Source organism: Geodermatophilus sp. URMC 64, from assembly GCF_053502555.1.
In genome coordinates this window covers 1,789,789-1,807,522 of record NZ_CP199955.1, presented here as the reverse complement: position 1 = coordinate 1,807,522, position 17,734 = coordinate 1,789,789, and the positions used below count along the sequence as shown (strand labels likewise).

Sequence of the window (17,734 nt, the reverse complement as noted above, 5' to 3'; positions counted from 1 at the left end):
CCTCTAGGGGCGGCCGCGGACGGCCACGACGCAGAGGTCGTCGGCGAGCTCTCCGCCGGCGAACGTGGTGACCGCGGCGACCACCGCGGTCACCACGGCCTCCGGCGCGGCGTCGGGGTGCGCGCGGACGACCTCCCGCGCCCGCTCCTCACCGAAGAGCTCGACGCCGGCGCCCGGCCGCCGCCGCGCGCTGCGGCCCTCGGTCAGGCCGTCGGTGAACAGCAGGACGCCGCCGTCGAGCACGGCCCGGTGGACCGGCAGGCGCCGCTGCCCGAGGCCCAGTCCGAGCGGCATGCCGGCTCCGCCCTCCGCCAGCGACACGGCCGTGGCCAGGCGCCAGGGCGCGGGGTGGCCGGCCGTGGCCCAGCGGAGCTCTCCGTCGCGGGAGATGTTGACGACCACCGCGGTGACGAACTGCGACACGGGGCCTCCGCGCTCGGTCAGCGCCGTGTCGGCCAGCTGCAGCAGCTCGGCCGCGTCGTCGGTGTAGCGGGCGAAGGTCGCCATCGTGGCCCGCACGAACGCGGCGCTGCGCGCGGCCTCGAGGCCGTGACCGACGACGTCGCCCACGACCACCGTGGTGCTGCCGCCGGGGCCCTCGACCACGAAGTAGAAGTCACCGGCGACCTCACCCTCGGCCGGCACGAACGCCGTCGCCACGTCCAGTCCCGGCCGCCGCGGGACGGCGGCCGGCGTGAGCGCGGCCCGGAGGGACTCGAACTCGGCGAGCTCCGTCCGCTGCACGGCGAGCTCGCGGGTCAGCCGGCGTTCCCGGCGCAACAGCACCGTGAGCAGGATCGGGACGCCGAGGAAGATCACCGCCCGGTTGACGATCGCGAGCACGAGGTCGCTCTGCGTGAAGCCGGGGGACGGCGAGAGGGACTCGTCGACGAAGAAGGCCGCGAGCGTCGCGGCCGCCGCCAGCAGCCCGCCGGGCAGGGCGAACCAGAAGGTGGCCAGCACGATCGGGACGAGGCCGTAGAGGGCCACGGCGAGACCGGGCTGGTCGTTGAGCCGGAGCAGGACGAACACGCCCAGGAGGAGCACGACGAGGACGGCGACCCGCCCGGCGGCCACGGGCAGCCGGGACCGGCCTCGATCCGGTCGTCGCCGCACGGCTGGCAACCTAACAGGCACCGGGCGGGCGGCCGGTGCCCCGGGAACCGCCGCGGGGCCCCGCGCGTGAGCGGGGACGGAGGCCTTCTGGTCGCGAGGGCGACCGCTTACCGTCGGCCTCCCCGGACGGACGAGGGAGCGGGTGTGGTGGCAGAGGAGCTTCCTCCGACCGAGGCCCTGACCCCGCTGATCGGCGCCCGCCGCGTCCACCCGCTCGAGCCGGGCGACCCCGCCGCGATCGGCCCGTACACGGTCCTGTGCCGGCTGCCCCGCGGCGGGCAGGGCGCCGACGTCTTCGTCGCCCGCGCCGACGACGAGGCGCCCCTGGTCGTGATCAAGTGCCTGCCCGCGGACGCGGGTGAGCTGACCCGCCGCCGGTTCGCCCGCGAGGTGGAGAACGCCGCGCGGATCAAGAGCCCGCGGGTTGCGCGGATCGTCGCCCAGGACCTCGAGGCGAAGAGCCCCTACTACGTGCAGGAGTTCATCGCCGGCCTGCCGCTCGACGAGTTCCTCGCCCAGCGGGAGGGCGGCGGGCTCAACGCCGAGGAGCTGCGGCGCATCGCGATCGGCCTGCTGCGGGCGCTGCGGGACGCGCACGCGGCCAAGGTCGTCCACCGCGACGTGAAGCCCGGCAACATCATCATCAGCGACAAGGGCGTCTTCCTCGTCGACTTCGGCATCAGCCGCTACCTGGGCACCGAGCAGGCGGGAACCGTCACCTCGGCGATGGCCGGCTTCGGCTCGAAGCTGTTCGCCAGCCCGGAGCAGCTGCAGGGGCTGCCGCTCACCGAGGCCAGCGACGTCTACAGCTGGGGCATGGTGATCGCCTACGCCGCCGGCGCGCGGCATCCCGTGGACCCCGACGACGAGCTCTCCCCCGCCGACTACTGGCTGGAGCTGCGCGCCGGGCGCATCGACCTCGCGCCGGTACCGCACAACCTGCTCGACAGCGTCACCCACGCGCTGCGGTTCCAGCCCGAGCGCCGTCCGTCCCTGTCGGAACTGGCCCGCGACGTCGAGCAGAGCACCCGCTGGCTCGGCCAGGCCTCGGAGATCCCCTCACCGCGGACCGTGCTCGGCGACTTCCGCTCGCTGGACGCGGTCGTCGAGGTCGCCCGCTACCACCTGTCCCGGCTGGAGCGGGCGATCGCCGACACCTCCACCGGTTACGCGGTGGCGATCGGGGTCGCCGTCCTGCTCGGGATGCTCGCCGGGCTGGTCCTCGCCGTCCTCTACCACGTCGCCTTCGGATAGGAGTCCCAAGTGACCGAGCTTGCGAGGTCACCCATGAACACAGCACCGCCGCCGGGCAAGGGCCCGACGAGCGCCAGCGAGGAGGGTCATTGACCGGCATGTACCAGCGGGCGCTCGCGCAGCAGGCGCTCGAGGCGCGGCGGCACCGCTACCTGCGGCGGCAGCAGGTGCTGCTGCTGGTCTTCGCGCTGTCGACGCTGCTGATCTTCGTGCTGACGGTGCGCTGAGATGCCGGCGAAGGCCTTCGTCTGCCCCCGCTGCCTCGAGCGGTTCCACCTCTCGGCGTGGCAGAACTCCGCCGGCCAGCGGGTCGCCCCGCCGCCGCGGCAGACCCGCTGGCAGCGGCTCACCGAGCCGTTCCGCGCGGTGGAGCAGCCCGGCCCGGCGCGGTCGACGCAGTTCGAGGCCGCGCTGGGCGACGCGCGGCGGCTGGCGGCGGTCTGCCCCAACGGGCACCGGCTGCCGCCGGACTACCTGGAGCGGCCGACCGTCGTCGTCGGGCTGGTCGGGCTGACCGGCGCGTCGAAGAGCACCTACCTCACCGTGCTGCTCGACCAGCTCTACGCCGGGGCGCTGGCGCCGCTGGACATCTCGGTCGAGATGGACGAGGAGAGCGCCGACCGGTTCGAGCTGAACCACCGCCAGCCGCTGCTGGTCGACAAGCGGCAGCTGCCGCTGACCCCGCTGCTGCTCGAGGAGGGGCAGTCCCCGGAGCCGCTGACGGTGGTGTTCCGGCGGTCGAGCCGCGGGGCGCCGGAGCGGTCGATGAACGTCGTCTTCTTCGACGCCTCCGGCGAGCAGCTCTACCGCAAGGAGGACCTCGGCCGGTTCGGGAAGTTCCTCTACGTCGCCAGCTCGGTCATCGTCGTCCTCTCGCCGGGCATGTTCCCCGGGCTGGCCTCGACCGCGGACCCCGGCGAGTCCTCGATCGGGCTGGCCCGGCCCACCCAGATGCTGGTCAACCTGGCCGACCTCCTGCGCAGCGCCCGCGGGCTGAAGAAGGACGCCTACCTCGCCGACGTCTCCGCGTCGGTGATCCTGGCCAAGGCCGACAAGCTCTGCTCGCGGCCGGACTTCCCGGCCGACGCCCTGCGCGACGCCGACCTCTCCCCCGCCGGGCTGCCGCGGCTGTTCGAGGAGGTGCGGGCCAACAGCGGCCGGCTGGTCGACTTCCTCGAGAACAACGGCGGCTCCAACCTGCTGACGGCGCTGCTCGGCCGGCTGCCCGACCCCACCGTGCACGCGGTGTCGGCCACCGGGTCGGAGCCGCAGGCCGGGCACTACCCGTCGATCTCCCCGACCGGCGTGCTCGACCCGCTGCTGGTGCTGCTGGCGCGGCACCGGTTCATCCCCCGCGAGGGCCTGGAGCTGGAGCAGGCGCTGGCCGAATGGCCGCGGGCATGACCGCCTGCCCGCAGCTGGTCTACACCTCCGCCAGCCGGACGCTGGAGGGGCCGGGGTTCGGCGTCTTCGCGATGTCGCGGGACTGGCCCAAGGCCCTGGGGACGTCGCGGTCGTCGCTCGGCTCGCTGATCGGGCAGCCGACGGACGGCGACGCGTTCGGTGTGCTCTCCTGCTCGGGCGGCCGCCTGGCCTACTCGAAGGTGCCGGTGGTCTCCGACGACTTCGGTCGGCAGGGCAATTACGTCGTCCACCTGCTGTGGGACGGCGCCCGCGCGCTGACCGCGCGCGACGTGCTCGCCCTGCAGCGGGCCGGCGGCTTCGTGACCGCGCTGCCCCTCGGCGCCGAGCCGTCCCGGGACGCCGCGCCGATACGGGTGCCGGCCGCCCGCCGGTCGGTGCCGGCGCTGACGCCCGACGAGATCGACGCCCTGGTGGCACCGGTGGCCGCAGTGCTCGCGGCTGTGGAGTCCGGCGGCGGGGTCGTGCAGCTGCCGTCGGTGTCCATGGTGTTCGACGTGCTGCCGCGTGCCCTGACCGCCGGCGTCTCCCTGCACGTGCGGACGGCGGAGACGATGGGCGACGCCGCCGCCGTGCGGGTGCTCGTCGGCTCGTACCGGCCGCCGCCCGCGGACGCCGCGAACGGCGCGCGGGCGCGGGCGCTGCTGGAGGCGGCGGCGAAGGGCGACCTCTGCCCCGACGACGTCGGCGGCTTCGACGCGCTCGACGCGTGGCTGTTCGCCGACGAGTGGATGGAGCTCGACCCCGCGGCGCTGACCGACGCGCAGCTGACCACGGTGCTGGCCTCGCCGGGTGTCGGATCCTGGCTGCAGTCGCCGCGCGCGGCGTCGGCGGCGACGGCGGCCGCGGCGGAGGACGCGGCCGTCGAGGCCGCGCTGCTGACGGCCGTCGCCCGCGACCCGGCGGCGCAGGCCGGGGTGCGCGCGGTGGAGATCGGCGCGGTGCTGCGGGCGGTGTTCGACGGCGGTCGGGCGCGGACGACGGACTACGGCGGGCTGACCCAGGGCGACCTGTCGTCGGGCTTCGTGCGGGAGCTCGCCCGCGGGCGCCGGGTGGCGCGGATGAGCGCGGAGGCGGGGCTGCTGGTCGAGCAGGCGCTGGGCCTGGGCCACGACGTCCCCCTGGTCGGGCTGACCGACGACGTCCCGGGGCTGGCCGGGCTGGTGGCGCGGCGACCCGTGGTGCGCGAGGCGCTGCTGCGGCAGTGGGCCTCGGCGTCGTGGACCAAGGCGCACGACGAGCTGCTGGGGCAGCTGGTGCTCTACGACGCCGAGTGGGCCTCGACGCTGGCCGGGGTCACGCCGGAGAAGTCGCTGCGGACGGCGCTGCGCTGGGCGGCGCGGCAGATGACCGCCCGGCAGGTGGAGCGGCTGGCGGTCACAGTGGCGTCGTCCGAGGTGGCCGGCCGCGGGTGGGCGCTGCGGGAGGTGCTGTTCCCGTGCGGGCTGCCGGCCGAGGAGGTGGCCGGGATCGTCGCCCGCCAGTTCGCCCTGCTGGCCCGGGACGACGGCTGGCCGCGGGCCCTGGCGTCGAAGACGGAGGCCCGGCTGTCCGGGGATGCCGCGGACCCGCCCAAGCGGCGCCGCCGCGGCTGAGCCGACCCGGCCCCGTAACGTCGGCGGGGTGAGCGCCCCGCGGATGGACCGGTCGCACCGGGTGGCCGGCGCGCTGGTCGGCGCGGCCGTGGGCGACGCGCTGGGTGCGCCGTTCGCCGGGTCGCCGCCCGGCGAGTTCTCGCGGCGGTTCCCCGTGCCGGCGCGCGGGGTGCGCACCGAGATGTGCGGCGACCCGCCCGGCCGGTTCACCGCGGAGTTCGCCGCGGCGCTGGTCGTGGGGACGAAGCTGGTCGCCGGCGAGCCGGTCGAGCCGGCGTCCCGCGTGCAGGCGCTGCCCTGGGCGATCCGGGCCGCGCGAGATGCGCCGTCTCGTGGCCGTGGCGGCCCGGACGGCCACGAGAGCGCGCATCTCGCCGGGACGATGCGCCGGGCGCTGGACGGCGAGGACCCCACGGGACTCCGGCACGCCGGCAGCTTCGCGGAGGTGCTGCGGCGGGCGATCGACGCCGGCGGGGAGACAACGGGTGACGCCGCGGTGGCGGGTGCCCTGGCGGGGGCGACCTTCGGCATGGCCGGCATCCCGATGCGCTGGTCGTCGGTGGTGCACGGTGAGGCCGCGGGCCGGTCCTGGCGGCTCGACGACCTGCAGGAGCTCGCCGCGGCGCTCGACGGGCGGGCCGCGCCGCCGTACGACCCCGGTGTCATCCCGCGGATCGGCCCGCGCGAGGTGCTGCCGGGCATCTGGGCGGGCAACCTCGACGGCGCCCGGTACAGCGACGCGGACTTCGCGGTCATCTCGCTGTGCCGGCTGGGCGAGCCGTTCGGCCACGAGGTGCAGCGCATGGCCTACCTGGCCGACAACGACTACAACACCGAGCTCGACGTCGTCCTCGAGGACGTGCTCGCCGACATGGCGGCCCTGCGCGCCGAGGGACGGCGGCTGCTCGTGCACTGCCACGGCGGCGCGTCGCGGACCGGGCTGGTCCTGCGCGCGTGGCTGCGCCGCACGGAGGGGCTCTCGGCGGACGAGGCGACCGCGCGGGTGGCCGCCACCTGGCCCTACCTCGGGCTGTGGAACGCCAGCTTCACCGCGGCGCTGGAGCGGATGCGCTAACCGGTCGGGCCGGTGGCGTCGGGCATGCCGGGCTTCTTCGCGTCGGCGCCCTCCTCGACGTCGTTGTCCGGCACCCGCGTGACGTCGTCCGACATCGGGCCCTGCGCGGCCCGCGGCGACTGCGCCGGGTTCGCCGTGACCTGCTCCTGGTCCTCGCTGCGGGTTCCGCCCGTCGGTCCCTGGGTCATGGTCGACCTCCTCTTCCGCCGGTTCGATGCCCGCCGCAGCGGCCGGGAAACGGTGCCGGCGCGGGTTCGGCCGAGCACCCCGCGTGGTGCCGTGCCGGTACGCCGGAGTTACGCGCACCGCCCGTTGCGGCCCCCGGGCGGGCGGGCTCCGGCTGGAGGCCGGCGGCCAGGCTCGACGTTCCCGCTGGTCAGGACGGCGAGTCACCCCTGCGCCGGGCGTGTCGGACCCGCGAAACGCGACGCTGACTGGATTCGCCGGGGTCCAAAGACCCTCCTAGCGTTTGCGCGGTCCGGACGGGGCCGCACAACTCCCGAACCTGGGAACCCCCCCGGACGCCGCCGAACCGGGCGGCCGGCCGCGTGCCGGCGCCCGGGCCGGGGACCCACCGCAGTACTGGGGTGAAGCGCGACCGTCATGGGGGCCGGTCGCGCCGGGCGAGTTCCCCAGCCCGAACCCGTCAGCTAACTCGGTAGGCGGCTTCGGAGAACAAGGAGAACCGTCGTCGATGACGACTGCACACACGTCCCTCGCCCGTCGCCTCACCGCTCCCGCCCTGGCCCTCCTGGCCGGTGCCGGGATCGTCCTCTCACCGGGAGTCGCCTCCGCCAACACCGGGGATCCGGGAGGTGGCGGGACCGCCGTCGCAGCCCCGGCCGTCGCTGCCAGCGCCGCCGCCCAGAAGGCGGTCGACACCGCACTCGCCCAGCGGGGTGACCCCTACGTCTGGGGCGGCGCCGGCCCGAACTCCTTCGACTGCTCGGGCCTGACCCAGTTCGCCTACAAGGCGGCGGGGGTCTCCCTGCCGCACTCGTCGCGGATGCAGTCGACCATCGGCACGCCGGTGTCGCTGAACGCGCTGCAGCCCGGTGACCTGGTGTTCTTCTACAGCCCGGTCAGCCACGTCGCGATGTACATCGGCAACGGCCAGATCGTGCACGCGTCGACCGCGGGCCAGCCGGTCAAGGTCGTGGACCTGGCGTACATGCCGGGGGCCGTCGGCGCCCGCCGGCTCGTCTGAGCCGCGCTCCGGTGTCCCGGCCGTGCATCGCGCGGCCGGGGCACCGGAGGCATTGACAGCGCCGGCCCGCGGTGGCTGCCTGGTGGGCGTTCCCACGCACGGGAGGCCCGGCATGAACGCCACGATCAGGCGTCTGCGCGACGCGATGAACGCCCACGACCTCGAGGCCATCGCCGCGCTGTTCGCCCCGGACTACCGGAGCGAGCAGCCGGTGCACCCCAACCGCGGCTTCGGCGGCCGCGACCAGGTCGTCGAGAACTGGGCGCAGATGTTCCGCGGCGTCCCCGACCTGCAGGTCGGCGTCGTCAAGGAGACCACCGACGGGACGACGACCTGGTCGGAGTGGGTGTGGCGCGGCAGCCACGCCGACGGCCGCCCCTTCCTCATGAAGGGCGCGACCGTCATGGGCCTGCGCGACGACGGTCTGATCGCGTGGGCGCGGCTGTACATGGAGCCGGTCGAGCAGGACAGCGCGCCGATCGACCAGGCCGTGCGCCAGCTCTCCGGCACCTCATGACCAGGGCGTGACCGGCCGCTCCTGGGTCTCGCCGTCGACGATCAGGTCGACGTGCTCGTTGCGGAAGCAGATCCGGCCGGCGATCCGCGGGTTCTCCGGGATCGGCGACTCGTAGCTCCAGGCGACGTCCTCGAGCACCCGGTCGCCGACCCGCGCCGACCACCAGCTGGCCACGCCCTTGTACGGGCAGGTCGAGGTCGTCGGGCTGGGGCGCAGCTCGGTGCGGACGTCCTCGGGCGGCAGGTAGTAGCGGACCGGCAGCGACGTCTCGAACAGCAGCAGCGGGCGGGTGCTCTCGGCCAGCAGCTCGCCGTCCACCTCGACGCGGACCTCCCGGGAGCTGGGCACGACGTCCACCCGCTTGTGCGGATCGCGGGCGTGCGCGACCAGCGGCTCGTCCTCCTCGAACCAGGTGAGCGCCGTGCCCCAGGAGAAGGTGACCAGGTTCGCCAGTGGGGCCAGGTGCTCCGGCGGGTCGTGGTGCGTCCAGGCGGCGCGCGCCGCGCGGCGGTCGCCGGCCTGCACGGTCCAGGTGGTCATGCCGTCGTCGTCCGCCGGGTCGACCAGCACGCCGGGCCGGACGTCGTCGGGCGGGAGGAAGTAGGTCGGCAGGAAGGTCCGCGGCAGCGCCTCGGGTCCGTACTGCACGAACAGGACGGCGTGGCGGGAGTCGGCGACGAGCTCGTCGCCGAGCCGGACGCGGATCCACCGCGGCGACGGCTCGACCAGGGGCCACCAGGGGCGCATGCCGGCCAGCGCGGCCAGCCGCTCGCCCATGTCTCGAGGCGGGACGCTCATGCGGGGCAAGGCTCCTCCGGGCGGCGCCGCACCTCAAGAGCCGGCGAGCTGGCCCAGGCGCACGTCGATCTCCGGCACCGCGGCGAAGGTGTTGGACACGTAGCAGACCCGTTTCGCGGGCTCCAGCAGCGGCGTCACCTGGTCGACCGGCGCGCTGGTGCCCACCGTGAGGGTGAGCGAGGAGAACCGCGGGCCGGCGTAGGTGCCGGTCGCGGTGACCGTGAGGTCCGGCAGCTCGACCCCGCGCTTGCCCGCCGCCCAGACGAGCGCGAGGGCGTAGCAGGACGACAGCGAGGCGAGCAGCAGGTCGGTGGGCATGGGCCCGCGGCCGGTGCCGCCGACCGACTCCGGCTCGTCGACGGTCAGCCGGAAGCCGCCGGCCTCGACCGAGCACAGCCAGCCGCCGCGCCACGTCGCCACGGCGGTGTTGGTGCCGCCCCGCTCAGTCGTGGTCGTGCCCGTGCTCGTGGCGGTGGTCGTGACCGGCGGGGCGCGCGGCGAACGCGGCCGAGCGCGCCCCGACGTCCTGCGGTGAGACCAGGCCGGCGCCGGCGAGCACCTGCTCCAGGGCCTGCAGCCAGCAGCGGTAGTAGCTGAAGCCGTCGGGATCCGCCGCGGCGATCCGGTCGATCAGCGCCGTCCGGAAGGTCTCGTAGTCGATCGCGCCGGCGTCCACCAGGGCCATGGTCAGGCCGAACGCGCGGCCCTCCCACGGCTCGGCGAAGACCAGCTCGCCGTTGGACCGCGGCGGCGCGGCCGGGCCGTCGATGTCGAGCGCGACGGTCACGGTGCGGCCACCCGGCGGACGCCGACCATCGCGTCCCGGGTGACCAGCCCGGCCAGCTCCTCCTCCGACATCGACTCGGTGCCCGGCGGGCGTTCCGGCAGCACCAGGTAGCGCACCTCGGAGCTGGAGTCGTAGACCCGCACCTCGACGTCCGGGCCGAGCTCGGTGCCCCACTCCGCGAGCACCGCGCGGGGCTCGCGCACCACGCGCGAGCGGTAGGCCGGGTCCTTGTACCAGGACGGCGGCAGCCCGAGCACCGGCCACGGGTAGCAGGAGCACAGCGTGCAGACGACGACGTGGTGCACGGTCGGGGTGTTCTCCAGCACGACCATGTGCTCGCCCTGCGGGCCTCTGAAGCCGAGCTCGGCGATCGCGGCGGAGCCGTCCTCGAGCAGCCGGCGCTTGTACTCGGGATCGGTCCAGGCCTTCGCGACGACCTTGGCGCCGTTCATCGGGCCGACCGCGGTCTCGTAGGTGCGGATGAACTTCTCGACCGTCTCCGTGTCGATCAGGCCGCGCTCGAGCAGCAGCGACTCCAGGGCCTCCGCGCGCAGCGCCGGGCTCAGGGTCGGGTCGGCGGTCTCCCGCACGTCGGTCATCGGGCCTTCTCCAGGTAGCTCTCGTACAGGTCGACGCTGAGCGTGGCGTTCTCGGCGTCCGGGCCCCACAGCTCCCGTGAGTCGAACCGGACCTCGTAGACGTGCTGCGGGTTCTCGCCGGTGAACTGCGCGGCGGTGTCGGGGAAGACCTGTGCCGGCAGCACCGCCGTCACGGTGCCCCGCTTGCCGCGGACGTAGGACGGCAGCCGGGTGTGCGGCGCGGGTTCCTCGGTCTGCGTGACCACCTCGTCGCCGACGGAGAACGCCGGCGGCGCCTCGACGGTGCGCAGGTTGCCGGGGCCGCCGCTGGCCATGGTCGGCTTGTGCGGCTCGGGAGCGGCCGGTTCCTCGACGTCCTCCCCCTGCAGCCGGCGGGCCCGGGCCTCGACCGCGCCGGGGGCGAGGATGCCGCTGTCCAGCAGCAGGATCTCCGCGCTGGCCAGCCACCGCTCGTAGTAGCCCGACAGGTACTCCTCCTCGGGCACCCGCTCGATGGCGTAGCGGAAGGCGTGCAGGTTCGCCCCCGCGACCCGGTTGCACAGCAGCGCGAGCGCGAAGGTCCTGGCCTCCCACGCGTCGTGGAACACCGGCTCGTCGGGGTCGATCGGCGGCAGCGGCCCGAACGCGCGGGTCCGCCCGCCCATGTCGTGCACGCGCTCCATCGCGGCTCCATCTCGTGCGCGAGCCGCGGCGGCCCCCTGCAGGGGCCCGCCGCGAGCTCGCGAGCGGTGGGGGGCAGGGGGTCCTTACACGGTCCAGGTGTTGAGCTGGAAGGCGCCTTCCTTCCACGCCGTGAGCGCGGAGTCGAGGACGTCGAGCGGGTTGAACGCCTTGATCCCGTCGATCAGGTCGTCCTCGCGGAACCCGTACAGGGCGCCCATCGCGAACCGGCAGGCGTAGATGGAGGCGCCCTCCTTGAGCAGCGTCTTGATCTGCTCGTTGACCGCGAGGTTGCCGGGGAAGCCCTCGGTGCCCACCTGCGGGAAGCCGCGGGTGCGCGAGCCGAGCAGCACGCCGGGGCCGTAGAGGACGATGTGCACGTCGAAGCCCTTGCGCACCAGGCGGGTCGCCGTCTTCAGGTTGACCAGCGCCACCGACCCCTCGAACGGCACGGTGTGGATGAAGACGAACGCCTTCTGCCCCGGCTCGGCCTTGATGTCCGGGAACACCTTCTCCTCGAGGTCGTAGAGGACGTCGCCGTCCTGGGCCTTGGGGATGTCCACGGTCTTGCTGCTCATGACGGTCCTCCTTGACTCGGTGGTGTTCTCGGTGTCGGGCCGTCAGACGGCCGGGCCGCTCCCCTGCTCGGGCTGATGCCACGTCCGGCGGTGGCTGCCCGGCATCGCGCGCATCACCGTCGAGCGGAGCTTCCAGGGAAGTCGGTGGTAGGCGGGGACGTAGACCTGCTGCCAGAAGCGGTCCACGCCGCGCGGCGGCAGCGGCGGGGTGGTGCCGTAGCGGGCGGCGACGTCGCGCTCGGCGGCGATCATGAGTTGGCGTTCGGAGACCGCGCGCAGCCGCCGGGCGAACCGCACCTCAGCCCTCCAGCCGGACGAGGGCGTCCTGCGCGGCCAGCGCGATCGGCTCGTTGAGCGCCCCGATCGGCGGTGAGTAGACGTTCTCCATCGTCGCCAGGTCGCGCAGGGTGATCCCCTTGCGCACCGCCATCGCGAGGAAGTCGGCCCGCTCCTTGATGCCCTCGCCGCCGACCATCTGCGCGCCGATGAGCTTGAGGCTGCCCGGCTGCGCGAGCAGCTTGATCTTCACCGGCTTGACGTCCGGGAAGTACCGGGCGCGAGAGATGCCCTGGGCCTGCCCCATCACGTACGGGATGCCGAGCGCCGTCGCCAGGGTCTCGCTGAACGAGACGCCGCCGATCATCCACTTGCCGGCGACCATCGCCCACGGCACGTAGACCGGCTGGTAGGACCGCCGTCCGCCGGCGGCGTTGACGCCGGCGACCTTGCCCTGCGCGTAGGCGTGGCTGCCGGACAGCCCCTGGATCGGGACGTTGCTGACCCCGTGCGGGATCTCCGCGCAGTCGCCAGCCGCCCAGATGCCCGGCACGGAGGTCGCCATGGTCTCGTCCACGACGAACCCGCCGGCCGAGCCCAGCTCCAGCCCCGCCGCGGTGCCCAGGTCGGTGCGCGGCACCTTGTGCGTGCAGACGACGACCAGGTCGCAGGCGATCTCCCCGCCGGACGTGGCCACCCCGCGGACCCGGCCGGCCTCGTCGCCGAGGATCGCCTCCAGCTTGGTGTTGAAGTGCAGGTGCCCGCCCATCTCCTGCCACGACTCCTGCACCGGGGCGACGATGTCGGGGTCGGTGGCCATCGACAGCGCCCACGGGTTGGGGTCGACCAGGTGGGTCTCGATGCCGCGGTGGCACAGGGCCGTGACCATCTCCATGCCCAGCGGCTCGGCGTGCAGGACGACGGCGCGCCGGACCCCGTCGAGCACCTCGTGCCACCGCATCGCCTCGCGGATGTTCTTCATGTAGTAGAGGCCGGCCAGGTCGGCGCCGGGGACGTCCGGCTTGCCGTAGTCCCAGCCGGTGGCGACGACCAGCGCGTCGTAGGGCACCGGCGGGCCGTTGCCCACGCGCACGTTCTTGCCGCGCGGGTCGATCGCCCTGACCGCGGTCGAGTAGCGGATGTCGATGCCAGCGTCGGCGTACTGCTGCTTGGTGCCGAGGAACAGCCGCTCGAAGTCGGGGATCTCGCCGCCGTGCACGTAGGGGATCCCGCAGGGGCTGTAGGCCGCGTCCTCGTACTCGGTGTAGACGGTGATCTCGGCGTCCCGGTCCGTGCCCCGCGCCGCCCCTGCCGCCCCGATGCCCGCCGCGCCCCCGCCGATGATGACGATGCGTCTGGCCACGAAGGCCTCCTTCGCCGGGGTGAGCCCCGCATGGTCGTTCAACATGGGGAACGAGGCGTCAACTATCCTGTGCAGCCGCAACCGAGGCGTCAAGGGTGTCCGGAACGGCAGCGGCGTGGGCCACACTGGTTCCGCAACTCCGGCGTACGGCCACCGCCGCTGGCACGAAGGGCCGACCGATGACCCAGGACCTCACCCAGATCGTCTCCGGCATCGGCCCGAAGCTGCGCTCGCTGCGCAAGCAGGCCGGGCTCTCGCTGCAGCAGCTGGCCGCGCGCTCCGACGTCTCCGCGGCCGCCATCCACAAGATCGAGCAGAGCGGCATGGTGCCGACCATCACCACGCTGCTCAAGCTGGCCGGCGCGCTCGGCCGCCCGGTGGCGTACTTCGTCGACGAGGAGGAGGTCGCCTCCGATCCGACGGTGTTCATCAAGGACGGCGACCAGCGGCCGATCCTCACCTCGCACACCGGCATCGACCTGGCCGGCATCAGCGGCGCCTACGGCCGGTTCTTCCTCGCCGGCGCCCGCGCGACCGTCGTCCCCGGGGCCAGCAGCGGCGAGAAGGCGATGGAGCACCCCGGCGAGGAGCTGGTCTACCTGCTCGAGGGGCGGCTGGAGTTCGTCGTCAACGAACAGCGCTACTGCCTGGAGCCCGGCGACTCGCTGCACTTCCGCACCGTGCAGCCGCACTTCTGGCGCAATCCCGGGACCACCGACGCCGTCGCCCTCTGGATGGCCCTGCGCCCCCAGTAGGGCCAAAGTGGCCACTTTGGCCCCTCAGGCAGGGGCGGGGGCGCGGACGAGCGACGCGTAGACCTCGAGGTGGCGGCGGGCGCTCGCGGCCCAGGTGAACCGCTGCACCAGCTCGTGCCCGGCCGCGGCCAGGGAGGCCCGCAGCGGCTCGTCGGTGAGGACGGCGAGCAGCGCGCCGGCCAGCGCGTCGACGTCCCCCACCGGCGCGAGGAGCGCGTCCCGGCCGGGGACGAGGTACTCCCGGAACACCGGCAGGTCGCTGGTGACCACCGGCAGCCCCGCACTCATCGCCTCCAGCACCGCGAGCCCGAAGCCCTCCTTGACCGAGGGGAACGCCAGCGCGTCGGCGGCGCGGTACCAGGACGGCATGTCCTCGTCCGGCACCGTGCCCACCTCCACCACGTCCCGGCCCAGCTCCAGCCCGAGCGCGGGAAGCGAGGCGCGGACCGCGTCGGAGTAGGCGCGGTAGTCCTGGAAGGAGTGCCCGCCGAGCACCGCGAGCACCGGGTCGACACCCGTGCGGCGGACGGCGGCCAGCGCGCGGACCAGGTTGTCGCTGCCCTTGCGCGGCTCCAGCCCGCCGACGGCGAGCAGCAGCGGCCGGTCCGCCGCCCCGACCGACGCCCGCAACTGCGCCGCCCGGGCGACCGACCCCGAGGCGTACCGGTCGACGTCCACCCCGTTGGGCACCACGCCGGCGCGCACCCCGTAGTCGGCCGCGAGGATCTCCCGCCACACGTCGGTCACCGCCAGGACGACGTCCGGCTCGAGGATCGCGGCGCGCTGGCAGTCCATCAGCACGCGGCTGGTGAAGTCGTCGACGTGGTGCACGGTGCGGACGACGGGCACCGCGCTCCCCGCGTCGCGCACCCGGGCGGCGGCGCGGGCGCTGATGCAGTCCTGGGCGTGCAGCACGACGTCCGGCGTCGTCGCCACCACGTCGGTCAGCACCCGCTCGAGGACGTCGATGCAGCCGGCCACCTTGGCCTCGAGGTCGGGCGAGTCGGCGGGTCCGGGCACGAGCACCACCGGCGCCCGCACCGGCCGGTAGAAGCCGGCCGCCGGGTCGCCCAGCGCGACCACCCGCACGTCGACACCGAGCTCGGTGAGCGCCTCGGCCAGCGCGAGGGTGTGCACGACGCCGCCGCGCGGCTTGGTCGAGTAGGTCAGCAGCGCGACCGGCCTCATGCCTCCTCCTCGACGAGCTCCGGACGGCGCAGGGCGATCGCCGCCGCGGCGCGGGCGGCCTGCGCGTTGGTCTCCGGCACCAGGCAGCCGGCCTGCTCCAGCCGGGCCCGCTGCGCGGAGTACCGCTGCGGATCGGCCTCGGTGCCGAGCAGGTAGGCGACGATCCGCGGGCCGCGGATGCCGGCGCAGACCTCCGCGAGGGCGCCGGCGGGGTCCTCGGCGCTGCCGTGCCCGAGGACGACGTCGAGCAGCACGACGGCCACCGACGGGTCGGCCGCGGCCTCCCGCAGCAGCTCGAGCCGGCGCGACGGGTCGATCATGGGGTGCGGCCGCCCGCGGGTGTACTCCTCGGCGCCGAGGTCGAGCAGCAGCGGCGCGCCGTCCGGGGGTGGTGGGGTGCGCCCGGCGCGCAGCGGCTCGTTGGACCACACCGGCCCGAGCGCCCGCTCCAGCACGTACTGCGCCTCGTAGCAGAGGGTGCCGCCGGAGAAGAGCCCGCGGACCGCGCGCCGCTCCCCCGGCAGGTCGCGCACCGCGGCGGCCACCCGCTCGCGCAGGCCGGTGCCTGGCGCCGGCACCGTCGTCCCGGCGAGTTCCGCGGCGGCCCGTGCGCCCGCCTCGAGCGTGGCCACCAGCCGGTCGTCGCCGCCGTCCTCCAGACCGAGGAACACCGCGACCGAAGGGGTCGAGCCGCACTCGGCGAGCACGGCGTGGGCCACCTCGGGGTCCGGCGGCTTCGACACGAGAAGGACCACCCCGGTCGCCGGGTCGGCGGCCAGCGCCCGCACCGCCGCCCGCGCCATGCGGCCCCCGACGTGCTTCCCGAGATCGCGCCCGCCGACGCCGATCACCGAGGTGACCGGCACCCCCCAGCGGTCGAGCAGGGTCGAGACCTCCTGCGCGCCGGTGCCAGCGGCGGCCACGACGCCGACGCCGCACCCCCCGGAGGCGGTCAGGGCGTTGGCGAACCCCAGCCCGGTCCCGGCCAGGACGGCGGTGCCCGCGCCGGGACCCATGACCAGCCGGCCGAGCCGCAGCGCCCGCTCCTTGAGCTCGACCTCCTCCTCGACCGGCACGTTGTCGCTGAACAGCAGCACGTGCAGGCCGGCGGTGAGGGCGTGGTGCGCCTCCAGCGCGGCGTACTCGCCGGGCACCGAGACGACGGCCACCGACGACTCCGGCGCGCGGCGCACCGCCTCGCGCAGGTCGGCGGGCGGCGCCTCGGCCGCGCCCGGCGCGGCCGGCGAGCGCTCGGCGAAGGCCGCCTCCCGGCCGGCGTCCAGTGCCGCCGCCAGGACCTCGTCGTCGTCGGCCGCCGCGGCGAGCACCAGGTCGTTGGCGGTCAGCCCGTCGAGGTCGTCGGCGGAGAACCCGGCCGCGGCGAGGTCCTCGAGGCCGCGCGGGGTCGCCATCACCGCCCCCGCCCAGCTCACCCCGGGCCGGGAGTCCATGGCGACCGTGGTCGCCATGACCAGCAGCGAGTCCAGGTACGTGTCGCGGTGCACCCGCAGCCCGCGGACCGTCACCGCGCACCCGCCGGCACGGGCGCACCCTCGATCACCGTGCCCGCGCCCGACCCGCCGACGGCGGCGGCCCGAAGCAGCGGCGCGGAGGTGATGATGGCGCGGTGCCCCCCGTCCCGGAGGAACTGCAGCGCGGCGGTGACCTTCGGCCCCATGCTGCCGGGCGGGAACTGCCCGGCCGCCAGGTGGCGCGCGGCCTCCTCGGCGTCGAGGCGGTGCACCGGCCGCTGCCGCGGCGTGCCGTAGTCGAGCAGCACGCAGTCCACGCCGGTGAGCAGGTACAGCTCGTCGGCGCCGACCGCGGTGGCCAGCGCGGCCGCGGCGAGGTCCTTGTCGATGACGGCGTCGAGCGGGGCCATCGCGCGCGCGTCGACGGCGATCCCGCCGCCACCCGCGGCGAGCACCACCGAGCCGGCCGAGAGCAGCGTGCGGACGGCGGCCAGCTCGACGATCCCCGCCGGCCGTGGCGAGGGCACCACCCGGCGCCATCCCCGGCCGGCGTCCTCGACCACCCGCCAGCCGCGCTCGCGCGCCAGCTGCTCGGCCTCCGCGCGGTCGAGGAACGGCCCGATCGGCTTGGTCGGCTGCGCGAACGCCGGGTCGGCCGGGTCGACGGCGACGTGCGTGAGGACGCACACCGCCGCGCCGTGCCCGCACTCGACGTCGATCGCCCGGGCGAGGACGCCGCCGAGCTGGCCCTGCGTCATCGCCGAGAGCTGGTGCAGGGGCTGCGGCGGCACCGTGTCCGCGAGCGCGTCCTGCTGCAGCGCCAGGTTGCCGACCTGCGGACCGTTGCCGTGCACGACCGCGACCCGGCGGCCGGCGCGCACCAGCCCCGCCAGTGCGGCCGCCATCCCCGCGGCGTTGGCCGCGATCTCCTCCGCGCTGCCCGGCTGGTCGGCGCGGGTCAGGGCGTTCCCGCCGACCGCGACGACGGCCGTCCGCTGGTTCATCGCCGGCCACCTCTCCCGCATCGGATAGGAGACGGCATGTTGAAGATGGTGAACCCGTCCCGCCGAGG

21 protein-coding genes and 1 riboswitch are annotated in these 17,734 nt (G+C 74.9%); of the genes, 8 read left to right on the top strand and 13 right to left on the bottom strand.

Annotated elements, in window-relative coordinates; all coding sequences use genetic code 11:
• Positions 1-3: 3 nt before the first annotated feature.
• Positions 4-1,116 (bottom strand): PP2C family protein-serine/threonine phosphatase, encoded by a 1,113-nt coding sequence (locus tag ACWIYF_RS08940; protein ID WP_448627767.1) that lies wholly within the window; start codon positions 1,114-1,116, stop codon positions 4-6.
• 147 nt (positions 1,117-1,263) lie between these two features.
• Here ACWIYF_RS08940 and ACWIYF_RS08935 point away from each other — a divergent pair, with 147 nt between their 5' ends.
• From ACWIYF_RS08935 to ACWIYF_RS08915, 5 genes are all read left to right on the top strand, one after another.
• Complete coding sequence (locus tag ACWIYF_RS08935) at positions 1,264-2,370, top strand: serine/threonine-protein kinase (protein ID WP_448627766.1); 1,107 nt, start codon at positions 1,264-1,266, stop codon at positions 2,368-2,370.
• Between the two features lie 89 nt (positions 2,371-2,459).
• Complete coding sequence (locus tag ACWIYF_RS08930) at positions 2,460-2,597, top strand: hypothetical protein (protein WP_448627765.1); 138 nt, start codon at positions 2,460-2,462, stop codon at positions 2,595-2,597.
• Position 2,598: 1 nt separating this feature from the next.
• Complete coding sequence (locus ACWIYF_RS08925; RefSeq protein WP_448627764.1) at positions 2,599-3,774, top strand: hypothetical protein; 1,176 nt, start codon at positions 2,599-2,601, stop codon at positions 3,772-3,774.
• Positions 3,759-5,387: a hypothetical protein gene (locus ACWIYF_RS08920; protein WP_448627763.1), complete on the top strand. Its 1,629-nt coding sequence runs from the start codon at positions 3,759-3,761 to the stop codon at positions 5,385-5,387. Before ACWIYF_RS08925 ends, ACWIYF_RS08920 begins: the two co-directional genes overlap by 16 nt.
• 28 nt (positions 5,388-5,415) lie before the next feature.
• A complete protein-coding gene (locus ACWIYF_RS08915) occupies positions 5,416-6,462 on the top strand; it encodes an ADP-ribosylglycohydrolase family protein (protein WP_448627762.1) in 1,047 nt (348 codons plus the stop codon).
• Here the strand turns inward: ACWIYF_RS08915 and ACWIYF_RS08910 are convergent.
• Complete coding sequence (locus ACWIYF_RS08910) at positions 6,459-6,650, bottom strand: hypothetical protein (protein ID WP_448627761.1); 192 nt, start codon at positions 6,648-6,650, stop codon at positions 6,459-6,461. The two genes, ACWIYF_RS08915 and ACWIYF_RS08910, sit on opposite strands and share 4 nt — an antisense overlap.
• A gap of 357 nt (positions 6,651-7,007) precedes the next feature.
• Positions 7,008-7,141: riboswitch (cyclic di-AMP (ydaO/yuaA leader) on the top strand.
• A gap of 15 nt (positions 7,142-7,156) precedes the next feature.
• On the opposite strand from ACWIYF_RS08910, the gene ACWIYF_RS08905 reads away from it, so the two are divergent.
• Together ACWIYF_RS08905 and ACWIYF_RS08900 are read left to right on the top strand one after the other, a co-directional pair.
• Entirely contained in the window at positions 7,157-7,669 is a 513-nt protein-coding gene (locus tag ACWIYF_RS08905) for a C40 family peptidase (protein ID WP_448627760.1), read from the top strand.
• Positions 7,670-7,781: 112 nt separating this feature from the next.
• The gene (locus ACWIYF_RS08900) at positions 7,782-8,186 is read left to right on the top strand and encodes a nuclear transport factor 2 family protein (protein WP_448627759.1); all 405 of its coding nucleotides are present in this window, start codon (positions 7,782-7,784) and stop codon (positions 8,184-8,186) included.
• Here ACWIYF_RS08900 and ACWIYF_RS08895 read toward each other — a convergent pair.
• From ACWIYF_RS08895 to ACWIYF_RS08860, 8 genes are all read right to left on the bottom strand, one after another.
• On the bottom strand, positions 8,181-8,984 hold the full coding sequence (locus ACWIYF_RS08895; protein WP_448627758.1) for a DUF427 domain-containing protein: 804 nt from the start codon (positions 8,982-8,984) through the stop codon (positions 8,181-8,183). The two genes, ACWIYF_RS08900 and ACWIYF_RS08895, sit on opposite strands and share 6 nt — an antisense overlap.
• Positions 8,985-9,017: 33 nt before the next feature.
• On the bottom strand, positions 9,018-9,404 hold the full coding sequence (locus tag ACWIYF_RS08890) for an OsmC family protein (protein WP_448627757.1): 387 nt from the start codon (positions 9,402-9,404) through the stop codon (positions 9,018-9,020).
• A 22-nt stretch (positions 9,405-9,426) separates the two neighbouring features.
• The gene (locus ACWIYF_RS08885; RefSeq protein WP_448627756.1) at positions 9,427-9,771 is read right to left on the bottom strand and encodes a nitrile hydratase accessory protein; all 345 of its coding nucleotides are present in this window, start codon (positions 9,769-9,771) and stop codon (positions 9,427-9,429) included.
• Positions 9,768-10,370, bottom strand: coding sequence for a nitrile hydratase subunit alpha (gene nthA, locus ACWIYF_RS08880; RefSeq protein WP_448627755.1), 603 nt, complete (start codon positions 10,368-10,370; stop codon positions 9,768-9,770). The genes ACWIYF_RS08885 and nthA overlap by 4 nt, the downstream gene beginning before the upstream one ends.
• Positions 10,367-11,032: a nitrile hydratase subunit beta gene (gene nthB / locus ACWIYF_RS08875; protein WP_448627754.1), complete on the bottom strand. Its 666-nt coding sequence runs from the start codon at positions 11,030-11,032 to the stop codon at positions 10,367-10,369. Before nthB ends, nthA begins: the two co-directional genes overlap by 4 nt.
• An 84-nt stretch (positions 11,033-11,116) precedes the next feature.
• On the bottom strand, positions 11,117-11,608 hold the full coding sequence (locus ACWIYF_RS08870; protein ID WP_448627753.1) for an MSMEG_0572/Sll0783 family nitrogen starvation response protein: 492 nt from the start codon (positions 11,606-11,608) through the stop codon (positions 11,117-11,119).
• Positions 11,609-11,650: 42 nt separating this feature from the next.
• On the bottom strand, positions 11,651-11,905 hold the full coding sequence (locus ACWIYF_RS08865) for a hypothetical protein (protein WP_448627752.1): 255 nt from the start codon (positions 11,903-11,905) through the stop codon (positions 11,651-11,653).
• A gap of 1 nt (position 11,906) precedes the next feature.
• Positions 11,907-13,247, bottom strand: coding sequence for an FAD-dependent oxidoreductase (locus tag ACWIYF_RS08860; RefSeq protein ID WP_448627751.1), 1,341 nt, complete (start codon positions 13,245-13,247; stop codon positions 11,907-11,909).
• A gap of 179 nt (positions 13,248-13,426) precedes the next feature.
• Between ACWIYF_RS08860 and ACWIYF_RS08855 the strand changes: the two genes are divergently transcribed.
• A complete protein-coding gene (locus ACWIYF_RS08855) occupies positions 13,427-14,002 on the top strand; it encodes a cupin domain-containing protein (protein ID WP_448627750.1) in 576 nt (191 codons plus the stop codon).
• A 24-nt stretch (positions 14,003-14,026) separates the two neighbouring features.
• Here the strand turns inward: ACWIYF_RS08855 and ACWIYF_RS08850 are convergent, their stop codons facing one another.
• Genes ACWIYF_RS08850 through ACWIYF_RS08840 form a run of 3 tightly spaced genes read right to left on the bottom strand, consistent with a single transcriptional unit; the run spans position 14,027 to position 17,666 of the window.
• Positions 14,027-15,190 (bottom strand): MSMEG_0565 family glycosyltransferase, encoded by a 1,164-nt coding sequence (locus ACWIYF_RS08850; RefSeq protein WP_448627749.1) that lies wholly within the window; start codon positions 15,188-15,190, stop codon positions 14,027-14,029.
• Positions 15,187-16,716: an FdrA family protein gene (locus tag ACWIYF_RS08845; protein ID WP_448627748.1), complete on the bottom strand. Its 1,530-nt coding sequence runs from the start codon at positions 16,714-16,716 to the stop codon at positions 15,187-15,189. The genes ACWIYF_RS08850 and ACWIYF_RS08845 overlap by 4 nt, the downstream gene beginning before the upstream one ends.
• Positions 16,713-17,666, bottom strand: coding sequence for an amino acid kinase family protein (locus ACWIYF_RS08840; RefSeq protein WP_448627747.1), 954 nt, complete (start codon positions 17,664-17,666; stop codon positions 16,713-16,715). The genes ACWIYF_RS08845 and ACWIYF_RS08840 overlap by 4 nt, the downstream gene beginning before the upstream one ends.
• Between the last annotated feature and the right edge of the window lie 68 nt (positions 17,667-17,734).

Excerpts from the sequence above, each read along its gene's own strand:
- ACWIYF_RS08925 (WP_448627764.1), top strand. The coding sequence starts at position 2,599 with ATGCCGGCGAAGGCCTTCGTCTGCCCCCGCTGCCTCGAGCGGTTCCAC.
- ACWIYF_RS08920 (WP_448627763.1), top strand. The coding sequence starts at position 3,759 with ATGGCCGCGGGCATGACCGCCTGCCCGCAGCTGGTCTACACCTCCGCC.
- ACWIYF_RS08910 (WP_448627761.1), bottom strand. The coding sequence starts at position 6,650 with ATGACCCAGGGACCGACGGGCGGAACCCGCAGCGAGGACCAGGAGCAG.
- ACWIYF_RS08905 (WP_448627760.1), top strand. The coding sequence starts at position 7,157 with ATGACGACTGCACACACGTCCCTCGCCCGTCGCCTCACCGCTCCCGCC.
- ACWIYF_RS08900 (WP_448627759.1), top strand. The coding sequence starts at position 7,782 with ATGAACGCCACGATCAGGCGTCTGCGCGACGCGATGAACGCCCACGAC.
- ACWIYF_RS08895 (WP_448627758.1), bottom strand. The coding sequence starts at position 8,984 with ATGAGCGTCCCGCCTCGAGACATGGGCGAGCGGCTGGCCGCGCTGGCC.
- nthA (WP_448627755.1), bottom strand. The coding sequence starts at position 10,370 with ATGACCGACGTGCGGGAGACCGCCGACCCGACCCTGAGCCCGGCGCTG.
- nthB (WP_448627754.1), bottom strand. The coding sequence starts at position 11,032 with ATGGAGCGCGTGCACGACATGGGCGGGCGGACCCGCGCGTTCGGGCCG.
- ACWIYF_RS08870 (WP_448627753.1), bottom strand. The coding sequence starts at position 11,608 with ATGAGCAGCAAGACCGTGGACATCCCCAAGGCCCAGGACGGCGACGTC.
- ACWIYF_RS08855 (WP_448627750.1), top strand. The coding sequence starts at position 13,427 with ATGACCCAGGACCTCACCCAGATCGTCTCCGGCATCGGCCCGAAGCTG.
- ACWIYF_RS08850 (WP_448627749.1), bottom strand. The coding sequence starts at position 15,190 with ATGAGGCCGGTCGCGCTGCTGACCTACTCGACCAAGCCGCGCGGCGGC.
- ACWIYF_RS08840 (WP_448627747.1), bottom strand. The coding sequence starts at position 17,666 with ATGAACCAGCGGACGGCCGTCGTCGCGGTCGGCGGGAACGCCCTGACC.